Raw genomic sequence first — 26,373 nt, 5'->3', positions numbered from 1 at the left:
CAAACGAAACGACGGCAAAATTGGTTCCGGGTTTTTCATCCTCATCAACAAAGGGTGAAAGGAGAAAAAAGCCTATTGATATCGCTCCCTGCCGCAACGAACAGCATTGTGCCGCCAAATTAGACAGCTATTATCTGTGCGTCATTCAGCATAAAAGCTGACACTTATGGACGTATAAGGGCACGACAATTTCCAGGTTTAGAGCATTCTTCGCCAGACTGTCTCCCACAGCATCGATTGGCACCTACATCGTCATCATGACGACGCTGGTGACCCTACCGCTGATTATTTTTGCCGGTTATCTGATGTTGCGGCTAGAAGCGGATGAACGGGAAGATTTGCAGCGTGAAGCCGTCGACGATGCCCGCGCCATCAGCCGCAACATCGAGCGGCGTCTTCAGGAACTGAGCACCACGCTTAATCTCCTCGTGCAGTTTCCGGAACTGGAAGATGGCGATCTCGCCAGTTTCCATCAGCGCGTCAGTGAAAGCCTGCGCCAGCGAAACATCTACGTGGTGGTCGCCACGCGCGACGGCGTTCAGAAGGTCAATACGCGCATTCCCTACGGGCAGCCTCTAGGCCAGGTTCCTGCGGATGCCCATATTCAGGAGGCGATCGATGCCAAGCGGATCATGCTTTCGAACATCTTCTATGCCACCAACCGCAAGGAATGGGTGTTCACCGTCACCCTTCCCCTGCCCCGTCAGCTCGCAGCCGCTGGCGACGTGTTGATCGTTACGCAAGCCGCGAAGGATCTCTCAAGCCTGATCTCGACGGACGCAATCCCCGCTGGATGGTCGGCATCGGTGATCGACAGCGGCGGGCGCGTGGTGATTTCAAGCAATATGCAACAGGCAGCGCCCGGTATCGCCTATGAGCCGGCAAAACTTGCGGCCGGCATGTCGGCTTTCAGCGGGAGCTTCACCGACGCTCATAACAACATCTATGCCTACGCCCAACTTCCCGGCTGGCCCTGGAAAGCGGTCGTGGCGGGCGCGATAGACCGTAGCGACTCGGCCTTGCGCAGCACTTGGCGGCAGATGTTGATCGGCAGCCTTTTCATCGTCCTGGCTGCAGTCCTCGGCACCTACCTTGTCGGCCGGCAATTGCGGCAGTCCGTCAAACAACTCGTCGCCGTGGCTGAACGCATCGGCGAAGGCGAAATCGTCTCGCGCGTCGAAACCAACGTCAAGGAACTCAACCAGGTCGGTGTGGCACTCTCCAACGCGTCTTTCGATCGTAGTCAGGCAGAAGACCGTAACCAGCTGATTTTGCATGAACTGGTTCATCGGTCCAAGAACATGTTGACCCTGGTGCAGGCGATGATGCGCCAATTGGCGCGGGAGAACACGACCGTTCCCGAACTGCAGAAGGAAGTCGATCACAGACTCCGAGGTCTCGCCATGTCGATCTCGGCACTGGCCGAGGTCCAGTGGGAAGGCCTGCCGATCCACCGTCTGGTGAAAGGTCACCTTGAGGTGTTTGGCTCGACAGCCCATCAGGTCGATATCTCAGGCGAGGATTTCCTTCTATCGCCCGAAGCTGCGCAAAATCTCGGCCTCATCCTTCATGAACTGAGCACAAACTCGATCAAGTACGGCGCGCTTTCGGTCAGGGAAGGACGCGTGCGGCTTCATTGGGCCCTTAATTCAACCGATCACGATAGCGTGACGATGGAGTGGACCGAGACAGGTGGCCCGCCGGCCAGCCAGCCTTCACGTCGAGGATTTGGCTCTACGATCATAAAGCGCCATGCGGAAAGCGCATTTTCTGCTGTCGTTTCAACGGATTATGCGCAAACCGGGTTTACTTGGTCGATGACCGCGCCCGTGGAGCGGCTGCTCAAAAGAAATTCTGGCCCAGAGACTGCGTAAAATATCGTTGGGCCTCTGGAACCAAGAATAGGTGCGTACGTTTCTTCAGCACGCCAGGCCAATTCCCCGTCCCCGCCTAGAGGCCCGGCGCAGCAGGTTTTGCCCCTGAAAACCTGCCCCTGAATAGCACGGCTCTCCCCCGAGCCGTGCTTTTCTGTTTTTGGGTCACCGATCGACAGTCCTCACTCTCTAAGTCGTGCCGAGACGCGGGGAATTTCCACCATCGATACATTAAGCCCTAACTCATCACCTGAGATAGCCCGCTAGTCGAAGACGCGCTGAGATGACCGCGTGTCCTGTGAAGCATCTCGCGATCTCTCAGATTCGCTCCACATCTTAAGTCGCGTATCGCATGTCGCTGTCACAACCAGCTGCGCACTTTGTGCGGATCATGCTTTAGGACGTGGTGAGCGGCGCACAAGTTCTTTCGACATGCATATGGGCTGAAAAAAATCGATCCCGATCTCGAGCCCATCCCGTAGCGCTTTGCGTGAAGGTTTCCACGCAAAGGACGTCTTTCACGTCAGGACGCGACCGGAGCAGGGAAGCGCAGCGTATATCCGATGTCACTGGCCGAGATGTCGTACCTCGCCTCCCCTGCAAGGGCTGCTGGCACCACCTTTTCGAGGACAACGCTACCAAAGTTGCTTCGTCGGTCGCTCTCTTGCGATGCGGGCAGATCATCCGGAGAGAGCGGTTCGCTCCAGCTCACCTCGAAAAAATCCCCGTCGCGCCGGCATTCCAGCGTGATGGGCAAGTGAAGCGCCAGGTTGGGGCTGTGGCTGACGGTATTCACCACCAGTTCGTGGAAGGCCAGCCCCACATAGAGAGCGCCATTCGGATTGAGCAAGAGGTTTTCACCCTTCATCTGAACCAGGTGAGGATATTCTGGAAGGTAGAGATCCGATTGCTGTTTCAACAACTCGAAAATTTCCGCTCCGCGCCAGTCGGAATCGGTGATCAGATCTTGAGATTGTGCCAGCGCATGCAGCCGCCCTCGGAATTTCCGTAGGAAATCTTCTTTGGTGAAGCTGAACCGTGCCGTCTGTGCCGAAAGGCTCTGGATGATTGCCAGAAGATTTTTCGAACGATGACTGACCTCGCGCAGCAGCGAGCGCAGCAACTGTTCGCGGCGGCGCTCGACGGTGACCTCGCGGATCGTCGTCTTCAAAACTCCCTGGCCAGACATGTTGACCGTGGAATAGACATGGAACTGGAATATCCTGTCCTTGCCAGCCATCACCTCAAGCGTGCCGCGGCTGCCCGCAGCGCTCAGGTCCTTCTTCAGCTCCGACAGACGCTGAGCAAGGTCCTTGCCGAAGATGTTGATGTCCGTAGGCTCGTCTTCCCGCTCCGTCGGGAGGTTCCAAACGTCCGGCAGATTGGCAATGAATATGTAATCCCGGTCACGATCCTGCAGCATGACAGTTTCGCCGGAGTCGAGCAAAGCCAACACCAGCGAATCATGCAATTCACCTTCGTTTCGGTCTCTGTTGTGCCACGCGAGCCGATGCAATTTCATCTCCTAGCGGAAAACGACGTCGAGCCGCGAAGCGCCCGCGCCGACTATCCTTGCGTCAAACGTCCAGCAGCCGCAAGAGTTGCGGGACATAACGACACTCAGCATGAATTACGCGGCAACACGTGAACTTTCATTAAAGAACAGAGCCTGACTGATCAGCGCCTTAACCATATCTGGATTGAACGGCTTGGTCACAAGGAAGGTCGGCTCAGGCCGCTCACCGGTGAGCAGACGCTCAGGGAAGGCGGTGATGAAGATGACCGGAAGGGTCGTCATCTGCAGGATGTCCTTCATCGCGTCAAGGCCGGAACTGCCGTCAGCAAGCTGAATATCCGCAAGGATCATCTTTGGCTGGGTGCGGTGGAAGAGTTCCAGCGCTTCCTTATGGGTGCGGGCGATGCCGGTGACGTTGTGGCCAAGATCGGTCACCATCTGCTCGATGTCCATCGCGATCAGCGGTTCGTCTTCGATGATCATGATGTCGGTCGCAACCTGGCGGGCGATTTCGGACGCCGCTTCATCGATCAACTTGCCGATATCGCTTTCCGGAACCTGGAGAACTTCAGCGGCTTCCGAGGGAGAAAACTCTTCGACGGTGGTCAGCAGAAACGCCTGCCGCGGCACAGCCGGAACGGCCGAAAGATTGGCAGAAGCGCGCTTTTCCCAGCCTGTCAGGTTCTCATCCGTCTTGATGTTGATAGTGACGGAACTAAAAATAGAGACAAACAATTGATAAAGCGAAACACGATCGCTGCTCGTCTGCGGAAAAATGCTGACATCGGCGATCAGAGCTTCGAGGCTAGCAGCGACGTAGGCATCGCCGGTGGATTGAGACCCGCAAACGGCACGCGCGAACCTACGGAGATAAGGTAGGTGCGGTGCAATGCGTGTAGAAACGGACATGTAATTCTCCCCTGTTCATGCGGCCTGCAGCGCAAACCTGCGGGATTAATGCCTGAAGGAAAAAAAAGTTCCGCAGGCTTGGAACGTTTTTTTTGTGAGCGCATTTATAAAGCGTCACAAAAGGAATACCCGCACTCATGAGCATGTTTCAATCGGATCAGGATTCGTCTGATAACGGAGCGGGGCCAAGTGTGCCCGATTCCGGACGAGCGGTCATCACCCGGAAATTGAGAGAACTTTACGACGCTGTCCAGGATGAAGGTATCCCGGACAAGTTCCTCGACCTTCTCGAAAAGCTTGACGAGGCTGAGCGCAGATCGAAAGCTTCGGGTGAATGATGACACAAGACGTGGAAAAAGACGGCCACAACTTTAAACGCGAAATGCTGGCGGCCCTGCCGAACCTGCGCGCATTCGCTATATCCCTCATTCGCTCTCGCGACCGCGCTGACGATCTTGTCCAGGACACGATCATGAAAGCCTGGGCGAAGCAGGAAAGCTACCAGCCTGGCACGAATATGCGTGCATGGCTGGTGACCATCCTGCGCAACGAGTTCTACAGCCAGATCCGCAAATCCGGCCGTGAGGTTCAGGACACCGACGGGGCATATACCTCGCGCCTGTCCGTCCCGCCGGAACAGCATGGCTCGGTTGACTTGCACGATTTCCGCCAGGCTCTCGAAAAATTGCCGGACGATCAGCGTGAAGCCATTTTGTTGATCGGTGCTTCGGGCTTTGCCTATGAGGAAGCTGCAGAGATTTGCGGTTGCCCTGTCGGTACGATCAAGAGCCGTGTCAGCCGTGCACGCATGCGTCTGCAAGAATTGCTCGGCATCGAAAACGAAAACGAGTTCGGTCCTGACGCCCAGACCACGGCAGTCACTGCTGCAATGGGTCTTCGCTAATCGCGTTCAATAACATGACGGGTGGCCCACTGACGCTGCCCGTCACATCCCCGTGTCCTTGACGGATTCCATCACGACAAAGGTCGATGTATTCGCGACCGAAGGCAGGCTCGAGATTTTCTCGCCAAGCACCCGTCGATATTTGCGGATGTCTGTCGTTCTTACTTTCAGCAGGTAGTCGAACGCGCCCGCGATCATGTGGCACTCCTCCACCTCCTTGATCTTGCGCACCGCTGCATTGAACTCATCCAACGCCTTCTCTCTCGTATCGGAAAGCTTGACCTCGGTGAAAGCGATGTGCTCGAGCCCAAGCTTCGCTGCATTGAGCGACGCCCGGAAACCCAGAATATAGCCCTCATCGACAAGCCGCTTCAGGCGGGTCTGGCAGGGCGTCTTCGAAAGCCCCACGCGCCGCGACAATTCCAGCACGGACATTCGCCCGTCCTCGCTCAGCGCTTCCATGATCCTCATATCGAAGTGATCCAGATCGCCTGTTTCTTGCGCCTTCATCATCCACTTTTCCTGCAAAACTCGAAAATAAAAGTTCGTATTTCCTTTTCTACCCTTAAAATAAGGCCATAGCAATTTCGCCGGTGGTGTTATTCTGTGAACCAATATGGGGAAGGCAAAAGGCCACCTCATCTTTTCACGAATCCAATCGAGGGCCGATCCGATGGCGGGAACTGCATCCACCGTTGCACTCACTGAAGCGACAACGCCAGTTGGCATTTTTGACCGTTTCGCACCGCAGGTCCGAGAACAGAGCGCGCTCCGCCAGGCGATCACCGCAGCCTATCGCCGCTCTGAACCGGAATGCCTTGCACCCCTTCTCGACGCGGCGAGCGTCAGCGACAGCGAAGCCCAGACGATCAAAGCAACGGCTCGCCGACTGATCGAGGCGCTGCGCGCAAAAGCCAAGGGTACAGGCGTTGAGGGATTGGTGCAGGAATATTCCCTCTCCAGCCAGGAAGGCGTGGCGCTGATGTGCCTTGCCGAAGCGCTGTTGCGCATTCCCGACACGGCGACACGCGATGCGCTGATCCGCGACAAGATCGCCACGGGCGATTGGAAATCGCATCTCGGCGGCGGTCGTTCGCTTTTCGTCAATGCCGCGACCTGGGGCCTCGTCATCACCGGTAAGCTGACCTCGACTGTCAACGACAGGGGCCTATCTGCCGCGCTGACGAAGCTGATCTCCCGTGCCGGAGAGCCGGTCATACGTCGTGGCGTCGATATGGCCATGCGCATGATGGGCGAGCAGTTCGTCACGGGCCAGACCATCGAGGAAGCCATCAGCCGCTCGCGACCGCTCGAAGCAAAGGGCTTCCAGTATTCCTATGACATGCTGGGTGAAGCGGCGACGACTGCCAAGGACGCCGAGCGCTACTACCGCGATTACGAACAGGCAATCCACGCCATCGGCAAGGCGTCCGCCGGGCGTGGCGTCTATGGTGGACCTGGCATTTCCATCAAGCTTTCTGCACTCCATCCGCGCTATTCTCGATCGCAAGCCGAGCGTGTGATGGCGGAACTTCTGCCGCGCGTAAAGGCGCTGATGGTTTTGGCGAAGAGCTATGACATCGGCCTCAACATCGACGCGGAAGAAGCCGATCGGCTGGAGATTTCGCTCGATCTGCTGGAATCACTGGCGCTCGATACCGATCTTGGCAACTGGTCAGGCCTTGGCTTCGTCGTTCAGGCCTATGGCCGCCGCTGCCCCTTCGTGCTCGACTACATTATCGATCTCGCCCGCCGTTCCAACCGCCGCATCATGGTGCGGCTGGTGAAGGGTGCTTACTGGGACGCCGAGATCAAGCGCGCTCAGCTAGACGGTTTGGAAGACTTCCCTGTCTTCACCCGCAAGGTCCACACCGATGTGTCTTACATCGCCTGCGCTCGAAAGCTGTTGGCCGCGCGGGACGTCATCTTCCCGCAGTTTGCCACCCACAATGCGCAGTCGATGGCGACGATCTACCATCTCGCTGGCCCAGACTTCAAAATCGGCGACTATGAGTTTCAGTGCCTGCATGGCATGGGCGAACCGCTTTACAGCGAAGTCGTCGGCAAGCAGAACCTTGACCGCCCATGCCGTTTCTATGCGCCTGTCGGGACGCATGAAACGCTCTTGGCCTACCTCGTTCGTCGGTTGCTGGAAAATGGCGCCAACTCTTCCTTCGTCAACCGCATTGCCGATCCGAATGTACCTGTCGATTCTCTGCTGGAAGACCCGGTGGCCGTGGTAAGGGCAATGCCGGTCCCCGGCGCCCAGCATGACAAGATCGCCAAGCCTGAAGCGCTTTATGGCGCGAGGGTGAACTCCAGCGGCCTGGACCTTGCCAATGAAGATGCGCTCGCCGAACTGAGCACGGCACTTTCCGCAAGCGTTACCATGGAGTGGAAGGCTGCTGCCCCCAACGCCTCCGGAGAGACGCGTCCGGTGAAGAACCCCGGCGACCACAACGACATCGTTGGCTATGTGACAGAACCGACGCAGGAGGATGTCGCCAGGGCGCTGGCCGCCGCAGCATCCTCATCATGGCCGCAGTCCAGCACCGAGACGCGCGCGTACTGCCTGGAAAAGGCAGCGGACCTCATGCAGGCGCGGATGCCAACCCTGCTTGGCCTCATCATGCGCGAAGCCGGGAAATCGGCTCCCAACGCGATCGCGGAGGTGCGGGAAGCCATCGACTTCCTGCGCTACTACGCGGCGGAAGCACGCAGCACATTCGGCCTGCTGCAACAGCCACTCGGACCGATAGTCTGCATCAGCCCATGGAACTTCCCGCTGGCGATCTTCATCGGCCAAGTTGCGGCGGCTCTCGTTGCCGGCAACCCCGTATTGGCGAAACCGGCGGAAGAAACGCCGCTGATCGCAGCCGAAGGCGTGCGACTTCTGCACGAAGCCGGGGTTCCTGCCGATGCTGTTCAGCTTCTGCCTGGTGCAGGCCAGACTGGCGCGCAGCTCGTGGCGGCTCCGCAGACAGCTGGCGTGATGTTTACCGGCTCCACCGAAGTGGCGCGATTGATCCAGAAGCAGCTTGCCGAGCGTGTTTCGAGTGACGGACGCACCATTCCGCTGATTGCCGAGACCGGCGGTCAGAACGCCATGATCGTCGACTCCTCGGCGCTTGCCGAACAGGTGGTGGCGGACGTGATCGCTTCTGCTTTCGACAGCGCCGGCCAGCGCTGCTCGGCGCTTCGCGTTCTCTGCCTTCAGGACGATGTGGCTGAGCGGACGCTGACGATGCTGAAGGGCGCGCTCCATGAATTGCGCATCGGCCGCACCGATCAGCTTTCGGTCGATGTCGGCCCGGTGATCAGCGCGGAAGCCAAGGACAATATCGAAAAGCATATCGAAGCCATGCGCGGCCTTGGCAACACGATCGAGCAGATTTCGCTCGCCGGCGACAGTCAGAACGGCACCTTCGTGCCGCCAACCATTATCGAGTTGAAGTCACTTGGCGATTTGAAGCGCGAAGTCTTCGGCCCTGTCCTACATGTCATCCGCTTCAAGCGCGAAAAGCTCGATCGGCTGATCGACGATATCAACGCAACGGGTTATGGCTTGACCTTTGGTCTGCACACCCGCCTTGATGCGACGATCGCGCACGTGCTGTCGCGGGTGAAGGCGGGCAATCTCTACGTCAACCGCAACATCATCGGCGCAGTGGTTGGGGTTCAGCCCTTCGGCGGACGAGGCCTTTCCGGCACAGGCCCCAAGGCCGGCGGGCCGCTCTATCTCGGCAGGCTGACACGTGTGGCTCCGCTGGTGGAGCGCGCTGCGCAGCATAAGGATCAGGCGGTTATCGATCTGGCTCAATGGCTGGACGGCAAGAACGAAACGCAGGCGGCGGAAGTGGCAAGAACCTCCGCGCAGTCGTCGGCGCTCGGCTTCGAGACGGAGCTTGCCGGTCCGGTTGGCGAGCGCAATATTTACGCGCTTCATCCGCGCGGCAAAGTCTTGCTGGCGCCGGTCTCCACGCACGGCCTTTATCGCCAGCTAGCGGCGGCACTTGCGAGCGGCAACACCATCATCATCGACAAGGACAGCGGTCTGGAAGACGCTCTGGCAACGGCCCCACCATCGGTCAAAACACGCCTGTCCTGGAGCGCCGACTGGCAGGCTGCTGGACCCTTCGCTGGCGCGCTGGTGGAAGGGGACGCGGATCGCGTTCGCGCCGTCAACAGCCGGATCGCCACGCTGGAAGGCCCGCTGGTGCTGGTTCAGGCCGCATCGATGGAAGAGGTTCAGGGCGTAACCCAGCCCTACAATCTCAACTGGCTGCTCGAGGAAGTGTCGGTCAGCGTCAACACGACGGCTGCCGGCGGCAATGCCAGCCTGATGTCGATTGGCTGAACGGAAAAGGCTGGCAGGAATATTATCTGCCAGCCCTTCGGCTATAGGTTTTGATGAGCCGGTGTTACTCGATGTCGAACGACACACCCTGCGCCAGAGGTAGCGCCTTGGAATAGTTCACCGTGTTGGTGGCGCGGCGCATATAGGCCTTCCATGAGTCGGAACCGGATTCACGGCCGCCGCCAGTTTCCTTTTCACCGCCGAACGCACCGCCGATTTCGGCACCGGAGGTGCCGATATTGACGTTGGCGATGCCGCAATCCGAGCCATCGGCAGCGAGGAAACGCTCGGCTTCCTGCAGGTCTTTCGTGAAAATGGACGAGGAGAGACCGGCCGCGACGGCGTTATGCTCTTCGATCGCGGAATCGAGATCGGAATACTTCATCACATAGAGGATCGGCGCGAAGGTTTCTTCGAGAACCGGGCCGACCTGCTTTGGCATTTCGACGAGTGCGGGCTTTACGTAATAGCCATTGGCAGACCCTGTATCGACGCGCTCGCCGCCGGCGACCACACCGCCATGCGCCTTAGCCTCCTCGAGCGCCTTCTGCATGCCATCGAATGCGGCCTTATCGACCAGCGGGCCAACGAGGGCAGACGTTTCAAGCGGATTGCCGACGGAGACGGAAGCATAAGCTTTCTTCAGACGCGGCACCAATTGATCATAGACGCTGTCATGGACGAAGAGGCGGCGCAGTGTCGTGCAGCGCTGGCCCGCCGTTCCCATGGCACCGAAGGCGATGGCGCGCAGCGCCATGTCGAGGTCAGCCGACGGGCAGACGATACCGGCATTGTTGCCGCCAAGCTCGAGGATCGCACGGGCAAAACGTTTGGCAAGACGCGGACCGACATCGCGACCCATGCGCGTGGAGCCTGTGGCCGAGACAAGCGGGACCTTCGGATGATCGACCAACGCTTCGCCAACGGCACGATCACCGATCAAAAGCTGGCTGAGACCTTCCGGCGCATCGCCAAAGCGGGCGACCGCGCGTTCGAAAATACCCTGCACGGCGAGCGCCGTCAGCGGCGTCTTTTCCGACGGCTTCCAGACGACGGAGTTGCCGCAAACGATGGCAAGTGCTGCATTCCAGGACCAGACGGCAACGGGGAAGTTGAAGGCGGAAATGACGCCTACGACGCCGAGCGGATGCCAGGTCTCCATCATGCGGTGGCCGGGGCGTTCCGTCGCAATCGTCAGGCCGTAAAGCTGGCGGGACAGGCCGACGGCGAAATCGCAGATGTCGATCATCTCCTGAACTTCGCCCAGGCCTTCGGACGGGATCTTGCCGGCTTCGAGCGAGACGAGGCGACCGAGATCGGTCTTGAAGGCGCGCAGTTCTTCACCGAGAAGCCGGATCAACTCGCCACGCCGCGGTGCGGGAACCAGGCGCCAGGCGCGGAACGCGGTATCCGCCTTCTCGACGATACCTGTGACCTCTGCAGGGGAAACCGTCTTGAGGCTCGCGACCTGCTCGCCCGTCACGGGGCTGAAGGAGGCCATGTCGCCACCCTGATAGAGATCGGACGAGACGCCCATCTTGGACAGAAGCGCGGCTGCTTCCTTCACGACATCGACTTTGGCTGCGGACATATTCTGGCTCCTGACGATTTTCGCCACCTGTTGTTCCGGCACGCGGGAGATGGCTCGGGGCAGTTGGTCGGGTGCGAACCACCCATTTCATTCTCTTTCCAGATCATATACGTCTGGAACCACCCATTTCAAATGAGGAAAGCGGGTGGGTTGATGCGAGGCAGGAATGGATACGCGCAGACGACTGGTTCCCGATATCGTCACGCTGCAGGCGTTTGAATGTGCTGCACGGCATGGAAACTTTACCCGGGCGGCGGAAGAATTGAACCTGACGCAAAGTGCGGTCAGCCGGCAGATCAGCGACCTCGAGGCACAGACCGGCATGCTTCTCTTCGAGCGCATCAGGCGGCGGGTTATACTCTCCGATGCTGGCCGCAAGTTCCTGCCTGACGTGCAGAAGCTCTTGCACCAGTCCGAGCAGTTGATGGTGCGCGCGGTCACGGCGGGCACTTCCAGCGCCTCGCTCTCCATCGCCACGTTGCCCACCTTCGGCAGCCGCTGGCTGACCCCCCGCCTGCACAAATTCATGGCGCTCTACCCGGAAACGGTTCTGACCGTCGGATCGCGATCCCAGCCTTTCGATTTCGACGAAGAGAGCTTCGATATCGCAATCCATTACGGACAGCCAGTCTGGGCACGCGGCACATGCACCTTCCTCTGCAACGAGGTCATCGTCCCGGTCGCAAGCCCGTCGCTACTCGCAAAACACACGCCCGAGACCCATGTAGACCTCTTGTCCAAGCCTCTGTTGCACGTCACCACCCGCCCAAAACTCTGGACCGATTGGTTCGAGATGAACGGCATCGCGTCTGAAGGCGCATATCGCGGTAGCCGCTTCGACCAGTTTTCGATGTTGATTGAAGCGACCATCAGTGGACTTGGCTTCGCGCTTCTGCCGAGATATCTGATCGAGGCCGAGCTGGTTTCAGGGCAACTGGCCGTCGTGTTCGATGTGCCGCTCGCCACAGACAAGAGTTACCACATCGCTCTTCCGGAGGGGCGGCAGGACAATGTCCTGGCGCAAGCGTTTCAGACCTGGCTCCTGGAGCAGGTTGGCAAGCCGCTGTAGCGCCTGGACATCCTCAAGCCGGCTTCGTTACAGGCGATTGCGGAAAAACGGATTCCAGCGCACGGTCCCAAGCCGGATCTTTTCACGCATCATCGTGAGCAGCCCGGCACTGGCGATCACGATCAGACCAAACACCGCAAGTGTGTCCGGATATTCGGCGAAGAAGAAAGCGCCGATCCCTACGGCCCAGAGGATCTGCGAATAATGCGACGGCGCAATCTGGCTGGCAGGCGCGATCTTCGTTGCCGTCAGCAGCGTGATCTGGCCGACCGCCGTGCAAATGCCGATGACGATGAAGGCGCCGACCTGATGCAATGTCGGAACGTGAAAATGCGGAATTGCCAAAATCCCGTTGAAGGTGAGGCCGTAAACGAGCAGAACACCCATAATCGAGGTGCGCTTTTCACGCCCGGCAAGCGAACGCAAAATGACGATCGTCATCGCCGCCAGAAGAGCGACACCGACTGCCGCCAGGTGACCGAGTTCCAGAGCCTTGAAGCCCGGTCGCACGACAAGGAACACGCCTACGATCCCGGCAAAAACCGCAGACCAGCGCCAGAGCCCGATGTCTTCCTTCAGCACGACTGCGGAGAGAATGGTAACGAACAGCGGGGACAGAAAGATCAGCGCATAGGCTTCTGCCAAGGGCAGCGTCGTGAAGGCATAGATGCCGAGAATGCCAGCAAGCAGACCGGAAATTGCGCGCCCGTGCACCGCAAAAGGTCGGCTCATGCGCCAGAATTCGCGCCACCGTTCTTCCCGTGGCTTGGTGAAGAAGATGATGGCGGCAGAGGACAGGATGCTGAAGAAGCCGATCTCGAACACCGAAACCTGGTGACCAAGCGACTTGATCGTGGCGTCTCCCCAGGAAAAGCTGGCGTAAGCGAGCAGTCCGAGAAGAAAACCTTTTTGCATGACGAACAATCCAGACGGTAACGGCAAAGACATGGGCGAGCCGGTCTGCGATCGCGGCTGACGCGCGTCAGATCATGATGGTCGGTGGCTCCTCGCTAAAAGAGCTACGCCTCATGCTCCACCCTCACAAGGCGAAAATACACAAAAGCGGTAACACTGACATTTCAGCAACGGTTGGGGTTTTGGTGGGAGATCAAGCCAGTTCGGGGTCGATGGTGAAGAGTTCGTGTGCTCTCGCGAAGCCGCGCAGGGCGTATCGCCCGAGCGACACCATCAGCGCCTGCATCTCTTCAGGACACGTGGCGACAAAATCCCGTGACATCACCGTGTCGCGATCGACCGAACCGCAGAGACCTCCGATGCGGCTCACCATGTTGACCGCGGGTCCAACTACGGTGAAATCAAGGCGCCCTCGGCTGCCGATATTGCCATAGAAGACTTCACCGACATGGAGACCGAGATAGACATCAGTTGTCGGAAGGTCTTTCGCGTGGCGCTCATGGTTCAGGACCGAAAGACGCGTTCGCATCGTCATTTCCGCGGCAAGTGCTGCGGCACAATCATCCTGGCGGTTGCCACTTCGGAAGATTGCAAGAACGCCATCGCCGATCAGTTTAAGCACGCTGCCGCCATGCGCATGGATCGCATCGATGACGAGACCGGCGTAATCATTAAGAAATGGGATGATCTGATCCGGCTTGGCGCGATCGGAAATGCCGGTGAAATCTCGAAGATCGGAAAACCACAGGACCGCTTCGATCCGTTCGACTTCGCCTCTCGTGATCGTGCCACTCATCACCTTGCGACCGGCGTCACGGCCAAGATAGACATCCGTAATCGTTTCGATGATGCGCATGCAGCAAGCCGTCTTCACTGCTAGCGCAAGCGTCGGCAGCAGCATGCGCAATGCAGCCAACTCATCGTCATGAAAGCCCTCCGGCTGCCGGGTGAGCCAGCGGGAATAAAAGGCACTCATTTCCCCGATGCTACCACGCTCCGTAAAGCGATGGATGGACGCGATGTAGTCGGTATGACCCGCATTGCGCAGCTCATCCAGCTTGTAGAAGCTCGCCTGCTCATTGAGGAACAACCGCTGCCGGATCTCCTCCGCATTCTCTTTCAGAAGGTGAAAGAAGACGGAGCTCTCCCAGGCCTCACGCGCCTTACCCTCATCGGTGAAATCATAGACGCTGGATGAATCGACCGTATCGCGGCTGTCCCACTGGAAAGCATGCCCCTCGAAATCCGGGTGGAGCGTGTCCATCAGGACCAAAGCCGAGGAAATGGAGATGCCAGCCGCGTTGCAGCGTTCGCAAAAGCCCGCCAGAAGCTCCTCTTCCGGCGTACCCTCGTAGCCCTGTCGAGACAGCCAGAATGCAATGTCCTGGAGAGTGTTGGGTTGGGTCATGAAGTTCCTGCGGCAAGAAGGCGTTACTGATAGTAAAGGGAGAATAGCTTGAAGAGCCGTTTGGTTTTATTCGGTACAAAAAAATTTTACTATTCTCGTTGAAATCCGTTTGTGTGCTTGTGAATGCAGAGGAAGGCAGATAAATAGCAATTTTAGAGACAATATTTAAGTCGCTGAGTGGCTTTACCGCCCAGCCTGGAAAAAGGTTGTTTAATGCGTATTGTGATGATTGGATCAGGTTACGTCGGCTTGGTTTCTGGCGCCTGCTTTGCTGATTTCGGCCATGACGTGATCTGCGTCGACAAGATGCCGGAAAAGATCGACGCGTTGAAGAACGGGCAGATCCCGATTTTTGAGCCTGGTCTCGATGTCATTGTTTCCACCAATGCCAAGGCCGGCCGGCTGAGCTTCACCACTGATCTGAAAACGGCTGTTGCAGATGCGGATGTTGTTTTCATCGCCGTCGGCACGCCATCGCGCCGCGGTGACGGCCATGCCGATCTCGGCTATGTCTACGCGGCAGCGAAGGAAATCGCAGCAGCCATCACCGGCTTTACCGTCATCGTCACCAAGTCCACCGTGCCTGTCGGCACCGGTGACGAGGTGGAGCGCATCATCCGTGAGGAAAACCCGACTGCGGATTTTGCCGTCGTTTCCAACCCGGAGTTTCTGCGCGAAGGTGCGGCAATCGACGATTTCAAGCGTCCAGACCGTATCGTCGTTGGCCTCTCCGACGAGCGCGCACGTCCGGTGATGACGGAAGTGTATCGTCCGCTCTATCTCAACCAGTCGCCACTTCTCTTCACCACCCGGCGCACCTCCGAACTGATCAAGTATGCCGCCAATGCATTCCTGGCGATGAAGATTACCTTCATCAACGAGATCGCCGACCTGTGCGAAAAGGTGGGGGGCGATGTGCAGGACGTGTCGCGCGGCATTGGCCTCGATGGCCGCATCGGCTCGAAATTCCTTCACGCGGGGCCGGGTTACGGCGGCTCCTGCTTCCCCAAGGATACGCTGGCACTTGCCAAGACCGCGCAGGACTATGACAGCCCGGTTCGTCTGATCGAGGCAACGATTTCTGTGAACGACAACCGCAAGCGCGCCATGGGCCGCAAAGTCATCGCAGCCGCTGGCGGGGATATCCGCGGCAAGAAGGTGGCCGTTCTCGGATTGACCTTCAAGCCGAACACCGACGACATGCGCGACAGCCCGGCGATTACCGTCATCCAGACATTGCAGGATGCCGGAGCGAAAGTTACAGCCTATGACCCGGAAGGCATGGCAAATGCCAAGCCTTTGATTGAGGGCATCGATTATGCGCAGGGGCCTTATGAGGCCGCGCAGGATGCCGAAGCGCTGGTGATCGTGACCGAATGGAACCAGTTCCGCGCGCTCGATCTCGCCCGTCTCAAAAGCACCATGAAGAGCCCTGTCCTCGTTGATCTGCGCAACATCTACCGCGCCGACGAAGTCACAGCCCATGGCTTCGCCTATTCGAGCATCGGCCGCTCGGAACAGTAACGGAAGGTCTGTACACCCATGCGTTATCTGATTACCGGCACGGCAGGTTTCATCGGCTTTCATCTCGCCAAGCGATTGCTGGACGATGGTCACTTCGTCGTCGGATTCGACGGGATGACGCAATATTACGATGTGGCGCTGAAGGAAAAGCGGCACGCGATCCTATCCCGCTCGAACGGCTTCAAAGCGCAGATCGGCATGCTGGAAGATGCCGATGCGCTGAACCGCGCGGTCGATCTCGCCGAGCCGGAGGTGATCATCCATCTCGCGGCGCAGGCGGGCGTTCGCTACAGCATCGAGTGCCCCAAAGACTATGTGAATTCGAACCTCATCGGCTCCTGGAATATTCTGGAGCTGGCGAAAAATCTTCAGCCAAAGCATCTTCTGCTCGCCTCGACCTCCTCGATCTACGGCTCGAATGAGAAAGTGCCCTTTGCCGAGAGCGACCGCGCCGACGAGCCGATGACGATCTATGCGGCCACCAAGAAGTCGATGGAACTGATGGCGCATAGCTACGCGCATCTGCACAAGGTACCGACGACCGCTTTCCGCTTCTTCACGGTCTATGGTCCCTTTGGCCGTCCCGACATGGCGCTGTTCAAGTTCGTGGATGCCATCCTCAAGGGTCAGCCGATCGATATCTACGGCGAAGGCATGATGAGCCGTGACTTCACCTATATCGACGATCTGGTGGAAGGCATCATCCGCCTCAGCCACATTGCGCCTTCCGAAGACAATCGCGTCACCGAAGAGGGTGTGACCGATACGCTGTCGAAGCACGCACCGTTCCGTGTGGTCAATATTGGCGGTGGCCAACCGGTCGAATTGATGCGCTTCGTCGAAACGGTGGAGACGGTCCTTGGCCAGAAGGCCATCCGCAACATGCTGCCAATGCAACAGGGCGACGTGCCGCGCACCTATGCCTCACCGGATCTGTTGCGTGCACTCACGAACTACGCGCCGGAAACGCCCGTCGAAACAGGCGTCCAGTGTTTCGTCGAATGGTACCGGGGCTGGCGCAACGGAACTATCTAAGACCCTGCGGTCTTAGATATTACACCTCGGCCCCTTCACCATCACGGCCTTGCAACAAGCCCAGAACGGCTGCGCAGTTCGGATCGCCCTTATCCAGCAATTGCGCCGGTGACGTCCAGCCGAAGGTGAAACCGACAACGGTGGCGATCGCCCAGGCCGGGTCTTCGCCGGCGCGGTTGAGAAGCTGCGGCGCCTGGCTGGCAACGCAACGCTGCGATTGCTGGATGATTTCAGTAGACGCATTTGCACGATCGAGCTGTTCGCGCATTTCCGCCTGAAGCGGATCGACGACGAACAGCGTGATGAACCATGCGGCGATATCGGAAAGCATGAGGGGCCTCTGCAGCCTCGGCGTGATGTCGGAAAAGGTCCGACATCGTGAAAGCGCCGAGACTTTCACCAGAGGGGCCCGGACCAGCGGGTTGAGGCAGATGTAGGAAGAGTGCCTACCGCTTCAAGACCGTAGGTCAGACTTTCCGATAGAGACGCTGCGGAAAGAGCGCCTGACCTGCTATCAATTGCTCAGGGTTTGCCTTGATCTGCTTCTGCCTCGGCAAACAGGGCGTCGAGACGTGGCTTGGCGCGGGCGGGCAGTGCAACGCTTCTGTAGTGTTCCGGCAGGCTACCCTCACCCACCTTGATCAACATGACCATGCCCATACCGAAATGCGGTGAGCATTTGATTCCATAGAAGCCCTGCTGATCGAAAGTGACTTCAATCTCCTCGTTGATCTTGCCCTTGAAACCCTTCGCCCCCTCTGGAACCATGCCGTCGATGGTCGCGGCATTGTGGCTCTTATGCGTGGCGATGAACTTCACCGTGTCGCCAGGCTGGAGTTGAAGATAATCGGGTTCGAAAACCATCGAACCCTTTTCACCCTGATTGAGCATCCTGACCTCGAAGGTCTCCGCCAAGGCGAGACCCGGACTCAGTGACAAAGCGACGGCGGTCGTAGCAATGGATAGCAACAATTTCATCATGTCGTCCTCACTGGGTAGATCATGGTCGGGGCACGATAGCGGATATGGCAGGCATCCTCGCCTTCTCGTTCCACATCGACATGAACCCCGAACACATCGAGGATGAGATCCGTGGTCAGCACGTTGCAAGGCTTACCCATCGCGACGAGCGCTCCCTCCTTCAACACGGCAACCCTGTCACAAAACATCGCCGCATGGTTGAGATCATGCAAGGCGGCGGCCACTGTCAGTTTCTGCTGCTGAACCAGATGCAAAAGTGCGATCTGGTGTCCGATATCGAGATGGTTGGTCGGCTCGTCCAGGAGCAGAATCTTCGGCTGCTGCGCCAAAGCGCGGGCAATATGCAGACGCTGCCGCTCTCCACCGGAAAGTGTGTGCCACATCCGTCTCCCGAAGCCCTCCATATCGACGTCATGCAACGCCTGATCGACAATCTCATCATCTTGAGGAGTCCATGGAGACAGGGCGCCCTTATGCGGAATGCGGCCAAGCTCAACCGCCTGGCGAGCGTTGATGCGCTCCTGTGTCTCCGCCTGCTGCTCGACAAGCGCGATCTGGCGCGCCACATCACGGCGCTGAAGCTGGTTCAACGACTTGCCATCCAGCAAGACTTCGCCGGAGCACGGTTTTCTCAGACCAGAGAGCATGGCCATGAGGCTCGTCTTGCCCGATCCGTTGGGTCCGACGATGCCGAGAAACTCGCCGGCAGAAAGATCGAGGCTGATTTTCTTGACGATATCGATCCCGCCCGTCGCCCAGCTTAGGTTGCGCGCTGACAGCATCATGCCGCCCTCCTTCGCTGCGAGAGGATGAGCGCGAAGGCTGGCGCACCAAAGAGCGCGGTAATCACACCAATCGGTAGAACCTGGCCGGCGATGATGGTGCGGGAGAGAATATCGGCTGCGATCATGAAGATGGCGCCGATCAGCGCGGCGGCCGGCAACAGGCGTCCGTGACGAACACCGACAACAAGACGGGCTGCATGGGGAATGACGAGACCGATAAAGCCGATCGATCCGACAATGCTGACCATCACCGCCGTCATCAAGGCAGACGTGCCCGTCAGGACGACATAGACGCGGCGCACGGGTATGCCAAGAGAGGCGGCCGACTCCGCTCCGAAGGTAAAGGCGTCCAGGGCGCGGGCATGCCAGAGGCAGACGATAAGACCGAACATGGCTATGGGAAGGGCAAGCGAGACATCCGTCCAGCGAACGCCGGACAGGTTGCCGAGCAGCCAGAACATGATGCCGCGCGCCTGTTCCGCATTGGCGGCCTTGGTGACAATGAATGAGGTAAGCGCGTTGAACAATTGCGAACCGGCAACGCCGGCCAGAATGATTGCACTGTTACCTCGCCCTGCCCTCAGCGCCAGCAGGCTGACAAGCGCAAAAGCCACGAGCGCACCAAGAAATGCACCGAGCGGCAGTGTCAGCATGCCCGCGCCGAAGCCAAGGAGCGCGACGCTGACCGCGCCGGTCGATGCTCCAGCGGAGATGCCGAGAATATAGGGGTCGGCCAGAGGATTGCGCAGCAGCGATTGCAGCACGACACCGGAGACGGCAAGCGCTGCCCCGCAACAGGCGGCAACCACGGCGCGGCTCAAACGATAGTTCCAGATGATCCCCTCATCGATGGCATCCAGTGGGTATCCGGCGTGCCAGAGGCGATTGGCGACGGTCTTGGCGACAACCTCCATCGGAATGGAGGTTTCGCCAATCGAGGCGCCCAGCCAAAGCGCCACCAGAAGACACCCGGCTGCAATGACGGCAGCGCGGGTGTAAAGCAAGGGAACGGACATCCTCTTACTTCACTAGGCCAAGTTGGAGGATCTGGTCGGCCAGCACCTCGATGCCGTCGATGGTCCGGATCGTCGGGTTCATCGCCTGCGCATCCATGACGACGATATGGTTGTCCTTCACCGCTGGCATCAGGCTTGTAACGGGATCATCTTTCAGGAATTTCAGCTTCACTGCGATATCGTCGGCTGGAAACCGGCGGCGGTCCATCTTGCCCGCAACGATGATCGTGGGGTTGGACTTGGCGATGGTTTCCCAACCAACCGTCGGCCATTCTTCATCGCTATCGATGACATTCTTGATGCCGAGCGCCGACATGATGTAGCCGGGTGCACCATTCTTGCCCGCCACGTAAGGATCGATATCCAGTTCGGCGCTGGAGAACCAGAAGACAGCCGAGAGCTTGCCATTCACGGATGCGATCTTCTGACGCGCAGCACCCTCGCGGGCCTTCAGGTCGGCGATGAGCTTCTCACCTCGATCCCGCACGTTGAAGATTTGCGCGAGTTCGGCAATTTCCTGGTAGATCTGGTCCATGGTGAAGACCGAATGTCTGACACCATCGCCGCCGCCCGAATTGTCCTTACCCGTGCAATCGGCAGGCGACGTGTAAACCGGGATACCAAGCTCTTCAAATTGCTCAGGCTTCGCCACAATGCCTTCCGGACCGACATGCCATTGAAACTGAGCGGTTACGAGGTCCGGCTTTTTGGCAACCACACTCTCGAAACTCGGATCATTGTCCGCGAGGCGCTCGACCTTGGCGTTGGCCTCTTCGTATCCCTTGATAACCGGGCCGATCCAGACGGCCGTACCGACCACCTTGTCGGCCAGTCCGAGCAGATAAAGAATTTCCGTGGTGCTCTGACCGAGAGACACGGTGCGCTGTGGAGCATGCGGAAAGGTGACGTCCCTGCCGCAATTTTTCAGCGTCAAGGGGTAGGTCGTTTCCGCAGCCTCTGCCGTTTTCGGCACGATCGAGAGCGCAGTGAGTGCAGCGGCCAGAAACGCGCCGGTGAAATGAAATGTCATGGTCCGATAATCCCCGAAATCGTCGACGTTGCCGACAAGCAAGACGCCGTCATGTGAGCGCGAATAAAACACTCATTCGACAGCCACGGGGGTGAGACGATCGAGAACGAGGGAAAAAGACAGATGGATGTGAGCGCTGAAGGGCGCAAATAACAATCATGACGTCTCCTGTTCAGGGCATCCCCGCCCGTGACATTGGAATGAACTTATGACGGCAGGTCTCCTGGCTCACGGATGATCGTCTTGCCCGCCTTCCCACGATAATTCGCAGTGGCCTGACGCAGGTGAATGCGCCACGAGTGCTCGACAATCCGTTTACAGTTGCGGGGGCAGCCACGGCATTGGAGATATCCCTTCACCGTGTTCCCTATTATTCCTCACGATCACTCGCTTGGAACCGTCGCCAGCCAGATAGACCTATTTGATCTCGTCCGTCAAGCGAGCCCTTGTAATGTTATTACATATCAAAAACAAGTGGATCATTGTGCTGAGAATAAACAAAATGGCCGGAACGAAGTCCCGGCCATCAAGGGTTTTAGCGAAATGATCTGGTTATGGGAGCGTGTAGGCGATGACGTAATCACCCGGCTTCGTCCCCACCGAACCGTGGCCGCCTGCAACCATCACGACATATTGCTTGCCGTCGTCGAGAGCGTAGGTCATGGGCGTGGCCTGCCCACCTGCGGGAAGGCGTGCTTCCCAAAGCTGCTTGCCGCTCGTCAGATTGTAAGCGCGCAGATAATCGTCCACCGCTGCGCCAAGGAAAGCGACGCCACCTTTGGTGATCATCGGACCGCCGATACCCGGCACACCGACCTTGAAGTGAAGTGGCAGCGGCGTCATGTCGTAAACGGTGCCGTTCTTGTGCTTATAGGCAACCTTGCCGGTTCTGAGATCGGCACCGGCGACATAACCCCATGGCGGCGCCTGGCAGGGAATGCCGATCGGGCTCAGGAACGGGCCCATCAGCACGCCATAGGGTGCACCATCATTGCGGTTCAGACCCTGCTCGCTGCCCTTCTCATCCTGACCTCGCGGGGGGATCTGGTCGCGCGGAACGAGCTGTGAGGTGAAGGCGAGATAGGTCGGCATGCCGAACATGACCTGGCGTTCGGGATCGACTGCGACACTGCCCCAGTTGAAGGTACCAAAATTGCCAGGGTAGATGATCGATCCATTCAGCGACGGCGGCGTGTAACGACCTTCGTAGTTCAGCTGATGGAACTTGATGCGGCAGGCGAGCTGATCGAACAGCGAGACACCCCACATGTTCTTTTCCTGCAGCGGTTCTGGCTTGAAGGTCAAGGCGGATGTGGGCTGCGTCGGCGCGGAGAAATCCTCGGGGATTGCCCCACCGGGTGCCGGCTCTTCGGTCACCGGCAGGATTGGCTCACCCGTCCGACGGTCCAGCACATAGATGTCACCTTGCTTGGTCGGACCGACGAGAGCGGGAACGGATTGACCATCAGGCTTGGTGATATCGAGCAGCACCGGCTGGGCCGGCACATCCATATCCCAGAGATCGTGATGCACCGTCTGTCGGACCCAGCGGTCCTGCCCGGTGTTTACGTCGAGTGCCACGATCGACGAGGAGTATTTCTCTACATTCTCGCTCCGACCCATTCCGAGCTGGTCAGGAACTTGATTCCCCAAAGGGATGTAGACGAGCCCAAGCGCTTCATCGACGCTGAATACGGACCAGCTGTTGGGAGAGTTGGTCGTATAGGTCTGACCCGGCGGAAGCGGTTGGGTCTGGGTAGGGTTTCCGGAATCCCAGTTCCACAGCAGCTCTCCGCTGTTCACATCGAAGGCGCGAATGACGCCTGACTGTTCCTGGGTGGAGTAGTTGTCATTGACCGCGCCGCCGACGATGATCTTGTTGCCGGCAATGGCGGGCGGCGATGTGGAATAGTAGTAGCCAGCCGGATTGTACTTCATACCGACTTCGAGGTGGAGAACACCCTGATCGGCGAAAGACGTGCAGACCTTGCCGCTTTCGGCATCGAGCGCGATCAGACGAGCATCGGATGTTGGCAAATAGACGCGCGCGGCGCATTGCGAGCCTGCCTGAGCGGCTGGATCGGCATAGTAAGTCACGCCGCGGCATGTCTGATGCTGGCGATTGGGATTGAGGCCGACATTGGGATCATATTTCCACTTTTCCTTGCCGGTCGCCGCATCGATGGCGATCGCCCAATTGTGCGGGGTGCAGAGGAAGAGTGTCTTGCCAACCTTCAGCGGCGTGACCTGATACGTCGTTTCACCAACATCGTCGGGAAGCTTGACGTCGCCGGTTTCATAACGCCAGACCTCTTTCAGATCGCCAACATTGGCAGTGGTGATCTGTGTCAGCGGCGAATAGCGCTGGCCATAGGACGTCCGTCCATATTGATGCCACTCACCATCCGGAACAGCATTTCCATAAGAGGGCGCGTTGTTGACGACCTCCGTCGGAAGATTGCCCTCCTGGTCATGCAGGTCCTGCGTCATCGATACGGCGGCCACACCCATGGAAATGACGACAGCGACCAGAAGCGGGACGGCATTTGCTCCGTAGCGAATGCCGGTCGGGCTGACGAAACCGAGTGGCTTACGGATCCATGGCATCAGCAGCCAGATGCCGATCACGATGATCAGGCCGCCACGCGGTCCAAGCTGCCACCAGTCGAGACCAACTTCCCACAAGGCCCAGCCGAGGGTCGCGATCACGAAGAGCGCGTAGAAATGCAGCGCCGCCTTGTTTCGCTTGAAGAGAAGAATTGCCGTGATAACGAAGGCAAGCCCGGCGAGAGCGTAATAAAGGCTTCCCCCGAGCATGATAAGTTGAGAACCGAAGCCGAAAAGCGCAAGGCCGACAAGCGCTAGAGCGACAGCAGTAATGGTGACCGCCATGAAGAGCCCCTGTTAATTTCCCTTGGGGCTTAACAGGGTCGAAGACGATAAGTTCCGCAGAAATCACATTTCTGCCACTTCCGTGTTATCCCCGGATCGTTTCAATCGCGAAAGTCGTTGAACGCACGCGCCATGTCGCGGTGTCGCGCAGACGCGGCTATAAGCGATGCCAGCAGAATTCTTGCCTGACCAGGCCGCAATGTTCGGGAATGGATGGCACCGACAGCACCCATATCGTGACCGCCACCGCCTCCGCCATAGCCCGCCACCAGGTGCCCCTCGGGAACGCGGCTGGAAACGACGACCGGAACATGTCTCTCGCGACAACGCCGCAGAGCATCAACTACGTCCGCGTTGGCATTACCTGAGCCGAGAGCGCAAAGAACGATGCCTTTGGCCCCCGCATCAAGACTGGCATCGATATGGGTCGCTTCACAGCCCGGATAGATTGCGACGATGTCGATGCGGATAGCATCGACCGGCGCCGAAAATTCAGGGCTTTGAGGACAGTCGGAAGGTCCCGCAAGATCGAACGCATCCGGATCGTCGGCTGAGCGCTTGTAGAGACCCCAGACCGGCAGCAACTTGCCACCGAACGACAGAAGGACGCCCTTGTCGCTATTGGATGGCGTCGCGGCAGCGGCAATCGCCGCCTGAAGATTGGCCGGGCCATCCGAGAGCGGGTTATCGGCTGTAAACTGCGCACCGGTGAAGATCACCGGTTTGCCGAGCCTATGCTGCAGATGAACGAGCAGTGAGGTTTCTTCCATCGCATCCGTGCCGTGAAGCACGACGACGCCATTCACCGCAGGGTTCGCAAGCTCGACACCGACCGCATCGCTGATCGCCTGCATGTCTGAGACCGTCAGGCTGGAAGAATCCTTCGCCATCAGCTCGACGGGTTTGACGGAGGCGCTATCGCCGCCAAGGCCGGAGAGCAGGTTTTCACCGGAGAGCGAGGGTTTCGCAGCCCCGGTTTCATCGCGTTGGCTCGCAATGGTTCCGCCGGTGGCAATGACCGCCACCAGCCCTTTTTCATGATCGGTCGGAATTACGACGGTCACTGCTGGCCCCGCGCGCCAGCGTCACGCAACTGCTGTGCTTTAGACAATTCCTGAATACGGCCACGCATCAAATACCATCCCCCCACCAAGGTCGGTGCGATGACGATAAGAGAGCCGACGGTATATGTGCCCGCAGGGTAATCGAATGCCATCAGCACCAGAACGCCAAACAGGAAGACAAGCGTCAGGATGCCCGTATAAGGCGCGCCAATCATGCTGAAATCCGGACGCTGCATCTTCCCCTGCCGGGACAGATGCCACAGCTTGAGTTGGCATAACACGATGACGCCCCAGGCGCAAATAATGCCGAGCGCGGCAAGATTGAGCGCAATTTCAAATGCTTCCGAAGGAACAATGGCATTGAGAATGACGCCGAGCACAGTGACGACAGCCGTGACCGCGATGCCGCCATAGGGCACGCCAGCCTTATTCATCTTCGCCAGCGCCGCCGGTGCAGAGCCGGACACCGCCATCGAATGCAGGATGCGCCCGGTCGAATAGAGGCCGGCATTCAGCGACGACAGAACCGCGGTCAGAACGACCAGGTTCATGACGATGTCAGCGCCTTCCACCCCGATAGAGCCAAAGAAGGTCACGAACGGGCTCTCGCCCGCCTTGTAGGCCGTATAGGGCAAAAGAAGCGTAAGCAGCAGGACTGAGCCGACATAGAAGACGAGAAGGCGGAAGACGACGGTGCGGATCGCCTTCGGCATCACCTTGCGCGGATCCTCCGTTTCACCTGCGGTGGTTCCGATCAACTCGATAGAGGCATAGGCGAAGAGCACACCTTGAATGATGATGAAGGCCGGTAGGATGCCATTGGGGAAGAAGCCGCCATTATCGGCAATCAGGCTGAAGCCTGTGACGTGACCTTCGATTGGCGTTCCAAAAATGACGAAGTAAACACCCACGATCAGGAAGGTGAAGAGCGCGAGGACCTTGATCAGGCTGAACCAGAATTCCAGTTCGCCGAACACCTTGACCGACAGCATGTTCATGCCGAGCACGATGATGAGCGCGCCGAGCGCGAACACCCACTGGTCGATGCCCTGCATCCAGGGCACATATTGCTTGAAGAAATTCATGTAGAGGGCAACCGCCGTCACATCGGCAACCGAGGTCATCGCCCAGTTCATCCAGTACATCCAGCCGACAGCGAAGGCCATCTTCTCGCCGTAGAACTCGCGGGCATAGGAAACGAACGAACCCGATGTCGGGCGATGCATGATCAATTCGCCAAGCGCTCTGAGCACCAGGAAGGCGAAGAAGCCGCAAATTGCATAAGCGAAGATAAGAGCGGGGCCAGCAATGGCAAGGCGCCCGCCCGCCCCGAGGAAAAGCCCTGTCCCGATCGCGCCGCCAATGGCGATCATCTGGATCTGGCGCGGTTTGAGTGCTTTGTGATAGCCGAAATCCTCCTGGATTTCGACCTGACGTTCATGGTTTGCTTGAGTTACCTTATCCACTGGTGTCGCTCCTCCCTCAGAGCTGTCGTCCATAGAC

21 protein-coding genes and 1 riboswitch are annotated in these 26,373 nt (G+C 58.4%); of the genes, 7 read left to right on the top strand and 14 right to left on the bottom strand.

Going from position 1 to position 26,373, the window contains the following annotated elements:
* Nucleotides 1-257: 257 nt before the first annotated feature.
* Nucleotides 258-1,874 carry a sensor histidine kinase gene (locus EYC79_RS06835; protein WP_113262020.1) on the top strand — a complete coding sequence of 539 codons (1,617 nt, stop codon included), beginning with the start codon at nucleotides 258-260 and terminating at the stop codon, nucleotides 1,872-1,874.
* 523 nt (nucleotides 1,875-2,397) lie between these two features.
* On the opposite strand, the gene EYC79_RS06830 is transcribed toward EYC79_RS06835, so the two are convergent.
* Both EYC79_RS06830 and EYC79_RS06825 read right to left on the bottom strand, forming a co-directional pair.
* Nucleotides 2,398-3,396: a sensor histidine kinase gene (locus EYC79_RS06830; RefSeq protein WP_062427733.1), complete on the bottom strand. Its 999-nt coding sequence runs from the start codon at nucleotides 3,394-3,396 to the stop codon at nucleotides 2,398-2,400.
* Between the two features lie 108 nt (nucleotides 3,397-3,504).
* Entirely contained in the window at nucleotides 3,505-4,299 is a 795-nt protein-coding gene (locus EYC79_RS06825; protein ID WP_062427732.1) for a response regulator, read from the bottom strand.
* A 137-nt stretch (nucleotides 4,300-4,436) separates the two neighbouring features.
* Between EYC79_RS06825 and EYC79_RS06820 the strand changes: the two genes are divergently transcribed.
* Complete coding sequence (locus tag EYC79_RS06820) at nucleotides 4,437-4,637, top strand: NepR family anti-sigma factor (RefSeq protein ID WP_062427731.1); 201 nt, start codon at nucleotides 4,437-4,439, stop codon at nucleotides 4,635-4,637.
* On the top strand, nucleotides 4,637-5,203 hold the full coding sequence (locus EYC79_RS06815) for a sigma-70 family RNA polymerase sigma factor (RefSeq protein ID WP_062427769.1): 567 nt from the start codon (nucleotides 4,637-4,639) through the stop codon (nucleotides 5,201-5,203). The genes EYC79_RS06820 and EYC79_RS06815 overlap by 1 nt, the downstream gene beginning before the upstream one ends.
* A gap of 42 nt (nucleotides 5,204-5,245) precedes the next feature.
* Here EYC79_RS06815 and EYC79_RS06810 read toward each other — a convergent pair whose 3' ends face one another.
* A complete protein-coding gene (locus EYC79_RS06810; protein WP_062427730.1) occupies nucleotides 5,246-5,716 on the bottom strand; it encodes an Lrp/AsnC family transcriptional regulator in 471 nt (156 codons plus the stop codon).
* A gap of 160 nt (nucleotides 5,717-5,876) precedes the next feature.
* On the opposite strand from EYC79_RS06810, the gene putA reads away from it, so the two are divergent.
* Nucleotides 5,877-9,560: a trifunctional transcriptional regulator/proline dehydrogenase/L-glutamate gamma-semialdehyde dehydrogenase gene (gene putA, locus EYC79_RS06805; protein WP_130977545.1), complete on the top strand. Its 3,684-nt coding sequence runs from the start codon at nucleotides 5,877-5,879 to the stop codon at nucleotides 9,558-9,560.
* A 64-nt stretch (nucleotides 9,561-9,624) separates the two neighbouring features.
* Here putA and amaB read toward each other — a convergent pair whose 3' ends face one another.
* Nucleotides 9,625-11,151, bottom strand: a complete 1,527-nt coding sequence (gene amaB, locus EYC79_RS06800) for an L-piperidine-6-carboxylate dehydrogenase (protein WP_130977544.1) — start codon at nucleotides 11,149-11,151, stop codon at nucleotides 9,625-9,627.
* Nucleotides 11,152-11,317: 166 nt separating this feature from the next.
* Between amaB and EYC79_RS06795 the strand changes: the two genes are divergently transcribed.
* A complete protein-coding gene (locus EYC79_RS06795) occupies nucleotides 11,318-12,220 on the top strand; it encodes a LysR family transcriptional regulator (protein WP_062597619.1) in 903 nt (300 codons plus the stop codon).
* 27 nt (nucleotides 12,221-12,247) lie between these two features.
* On the opposite strand, the gene EYC79_RS06790 is transcribed toward EYC79_RS06795, so the two are convergent.
* Both EYC79_RS06790 and EYC79_RS06785 read right to left on the bottom strand, forming a co-directional pair.
* Nucleotides 12,248-13,135 carry a DMT family transporter gene (locus EYC79_RS06790; RefSeq protein WP_111850849.1) on the bottom strand — a complete coding sequence of 296 codons (888 nt, stop codon included), beginning with the start codon at nucleotides 13,133-13,135 and terminating at the stop codon, nucleotides 12,248-12,250.
* 193 nt (nucleotides 13,136-13,328) lie between these two features.
* Nucleotides 13,329-14,543 (bottom strand): adenylate/guanylate cyclase domain-containing protein, encoded by a 1,215-nt coding sequence (locus EYC79_RS06785; RefSeq protein WP_130977543.1) that lies wholly within the window; start codon nucleotides 14,541-14,543, stop codon nucleotides 13,329-13,331.
* Nucleotides 14,544-14,756: 213 nt separating this feature from the next.
* Between EYC79_RS06785 and EYC79_RS06780 the strand changes: the two genes are divergently transcribed.
* On the top strand, nucleotides 14,757-16,067 hold the full coding sequence (locus tag EYC79_RS06780) for a UDP-glucose dehydrogenase family protein (protein ID WP_113262016.1): 1,311 nt from the start codon (nucleotides 14,757-14,759) through the stop codon (nucleotides 16,065-16,067).
* 18 nt (nucleotides 16,068-16,085) lie between these two features.
* Nucleotides 16,086-17,102: an NAD-dependent epimerase gene (locus EYC79_RS06775; protein ID WP_130977542.1), complete on the top strand. Its 1,017-nt coding sequence runs from the start codon at nucleotides 16,086-16,088 to the stop codon at nucleotides 17,100-17,102.
* A 19-nt stretch (nucleotides 17,103-17,121) separates the two neighbouring features.
* On the opposite strand, the gene EYC79_RS06770 is transcribed toward EYC79_RS06775, so the two are convergent.
* The 8 genes from EYC79_RS06770 to EYC79_RS06735 all read right to left on the bottom strand — a co-directional run bounded on the left by EYC79_RS06770 (nucleotide 17,122) and on the right by EYC79_RS06735 (nucleotide 26,369).
* A complete protein-coding gene (locus EYC79_RS06770; RefSeq protein WP_113265030.1) occupies nucleotides 17,122-17,433 on the bottom strand; it encodes a hypothetical protein in 312 nt (103 codons plus the stop codon).
* Nucleotides 17,434-17,624: 191 nt separating this feature from the next.
* Entirely contained in the window at nucleotides 17,625-18,083 is a 459-nt protein-coding gene (locus EYC79_RS06765) for a pseudoazurin (RefSeq protein WP_130977541.1), read from the bottom strand.
* On the bottom strand, nucleotides 18,080-18,868 hold the full coding sequence (locus tag EYC79_RS06760) for an ABC transporter ATP-binding protein (RefSeq protein ID WP_130977540.1): 789 nt from the start codon (nucleotides 18,866-18,868) through the stop codon (nucleotides 18,080-18,082). The genes EYC79_RS06765 and EYC79_RS06760 overlap by 4 nt, the downstream gene beginning before the upstream one ends.
* On the bottom strand, nucleotides 18,865-19,884 hold the full coding sequence (locus EYC79_RS06755) for a FecCD family ABC transporter permease (RefSeq protein WP_130977539.1): 1,020 nt from the start codon (nucleotides 19,882-19,884) through the stop codon (nucleotides 18,865-18,867). The genes EYC79_RS06760 and EYC79_RS06755 overlap by 4 nt, the downstream gene beginning before the upstream one ends.
* Nucleotides 19,885-19,888: 4 nt before the next feature.
* Nucleotides 19,889-20,914, bottom strand: coding sequence for an ABC transporter substrate-binding protein (locus EYC79_RS06750; protein ID WP_130977538.1), 1,026 nt, complete (start codon nucleotides 20,912-20,914; stop codon nucleotides 19,889-19,891).
* Nucleotides 20,915-21,110: 196 nt separating this feature from the next.
* Nucleotides 21,111-21,331: riboswitch (cobalamin riboswitch) on the bottom strand.
* Between the two features lie 135 nt (nucleotides 21,332-21,466).
* The gene (locus EYC79_RS06745; RefSeq protein WP_130977537.1) at nucleotides 21,467-23,806 is read right to left on the bottom strand and encodes a glucose/quinate/shikimate family membrane-bound PQQ-dependent dehydrogenase; all 2,340 of its coding nucleotides are present in this window, start codon (nucleotides 23,804-23,806) and stop codon (nucleotides 21,467-21,469) included.
* A gap of 101 nt (nucleotides 23,807-23,907) precedes the next feature.
* Nucleotides 23,908-24,870, bottom strand: a complete 963-nt coding sequence (locus EYC79_RS06740; protein WP_245495209.1) for an asparaginase domain-containing protein — start codon at nucleotides 24,868-24,870, stop codon at nucleotides 23,908-23,910.
* On the bottom strand, nucleotides 24,867-26,369 hold the full coding sequence (locus EYC79_RS06735) for an amino acid permease (RefSeq protein WP_062445083.1): 1,503 nt from the start codon (nucleotides 26,367-26,369) through the stop codon (nucleotides 24,867-24,869). Before EYC79_RS06735 ends, EYC79_RS06740 begins: the two co-directional genes overlap by 4 nt.
* Nucleotides 26,370-26,373: the final 4 nt, after the last annotated feature.

Source organism: Agrobacterium cavarae (genome assembly GCF_004310285.1).
Taxonomy (GTDB): domain Bacteria; phylum Pseudomonadota; class Alphaproteobacteria; order Rhizobiales; family Rhizobiaceae; genus Agrobacterium; species Agrobacterium cavarae.
Note: the sequence above shows the minus strand (reverse complement) of the source record. Positions and strands in the feature narration are given on the sequence as shown.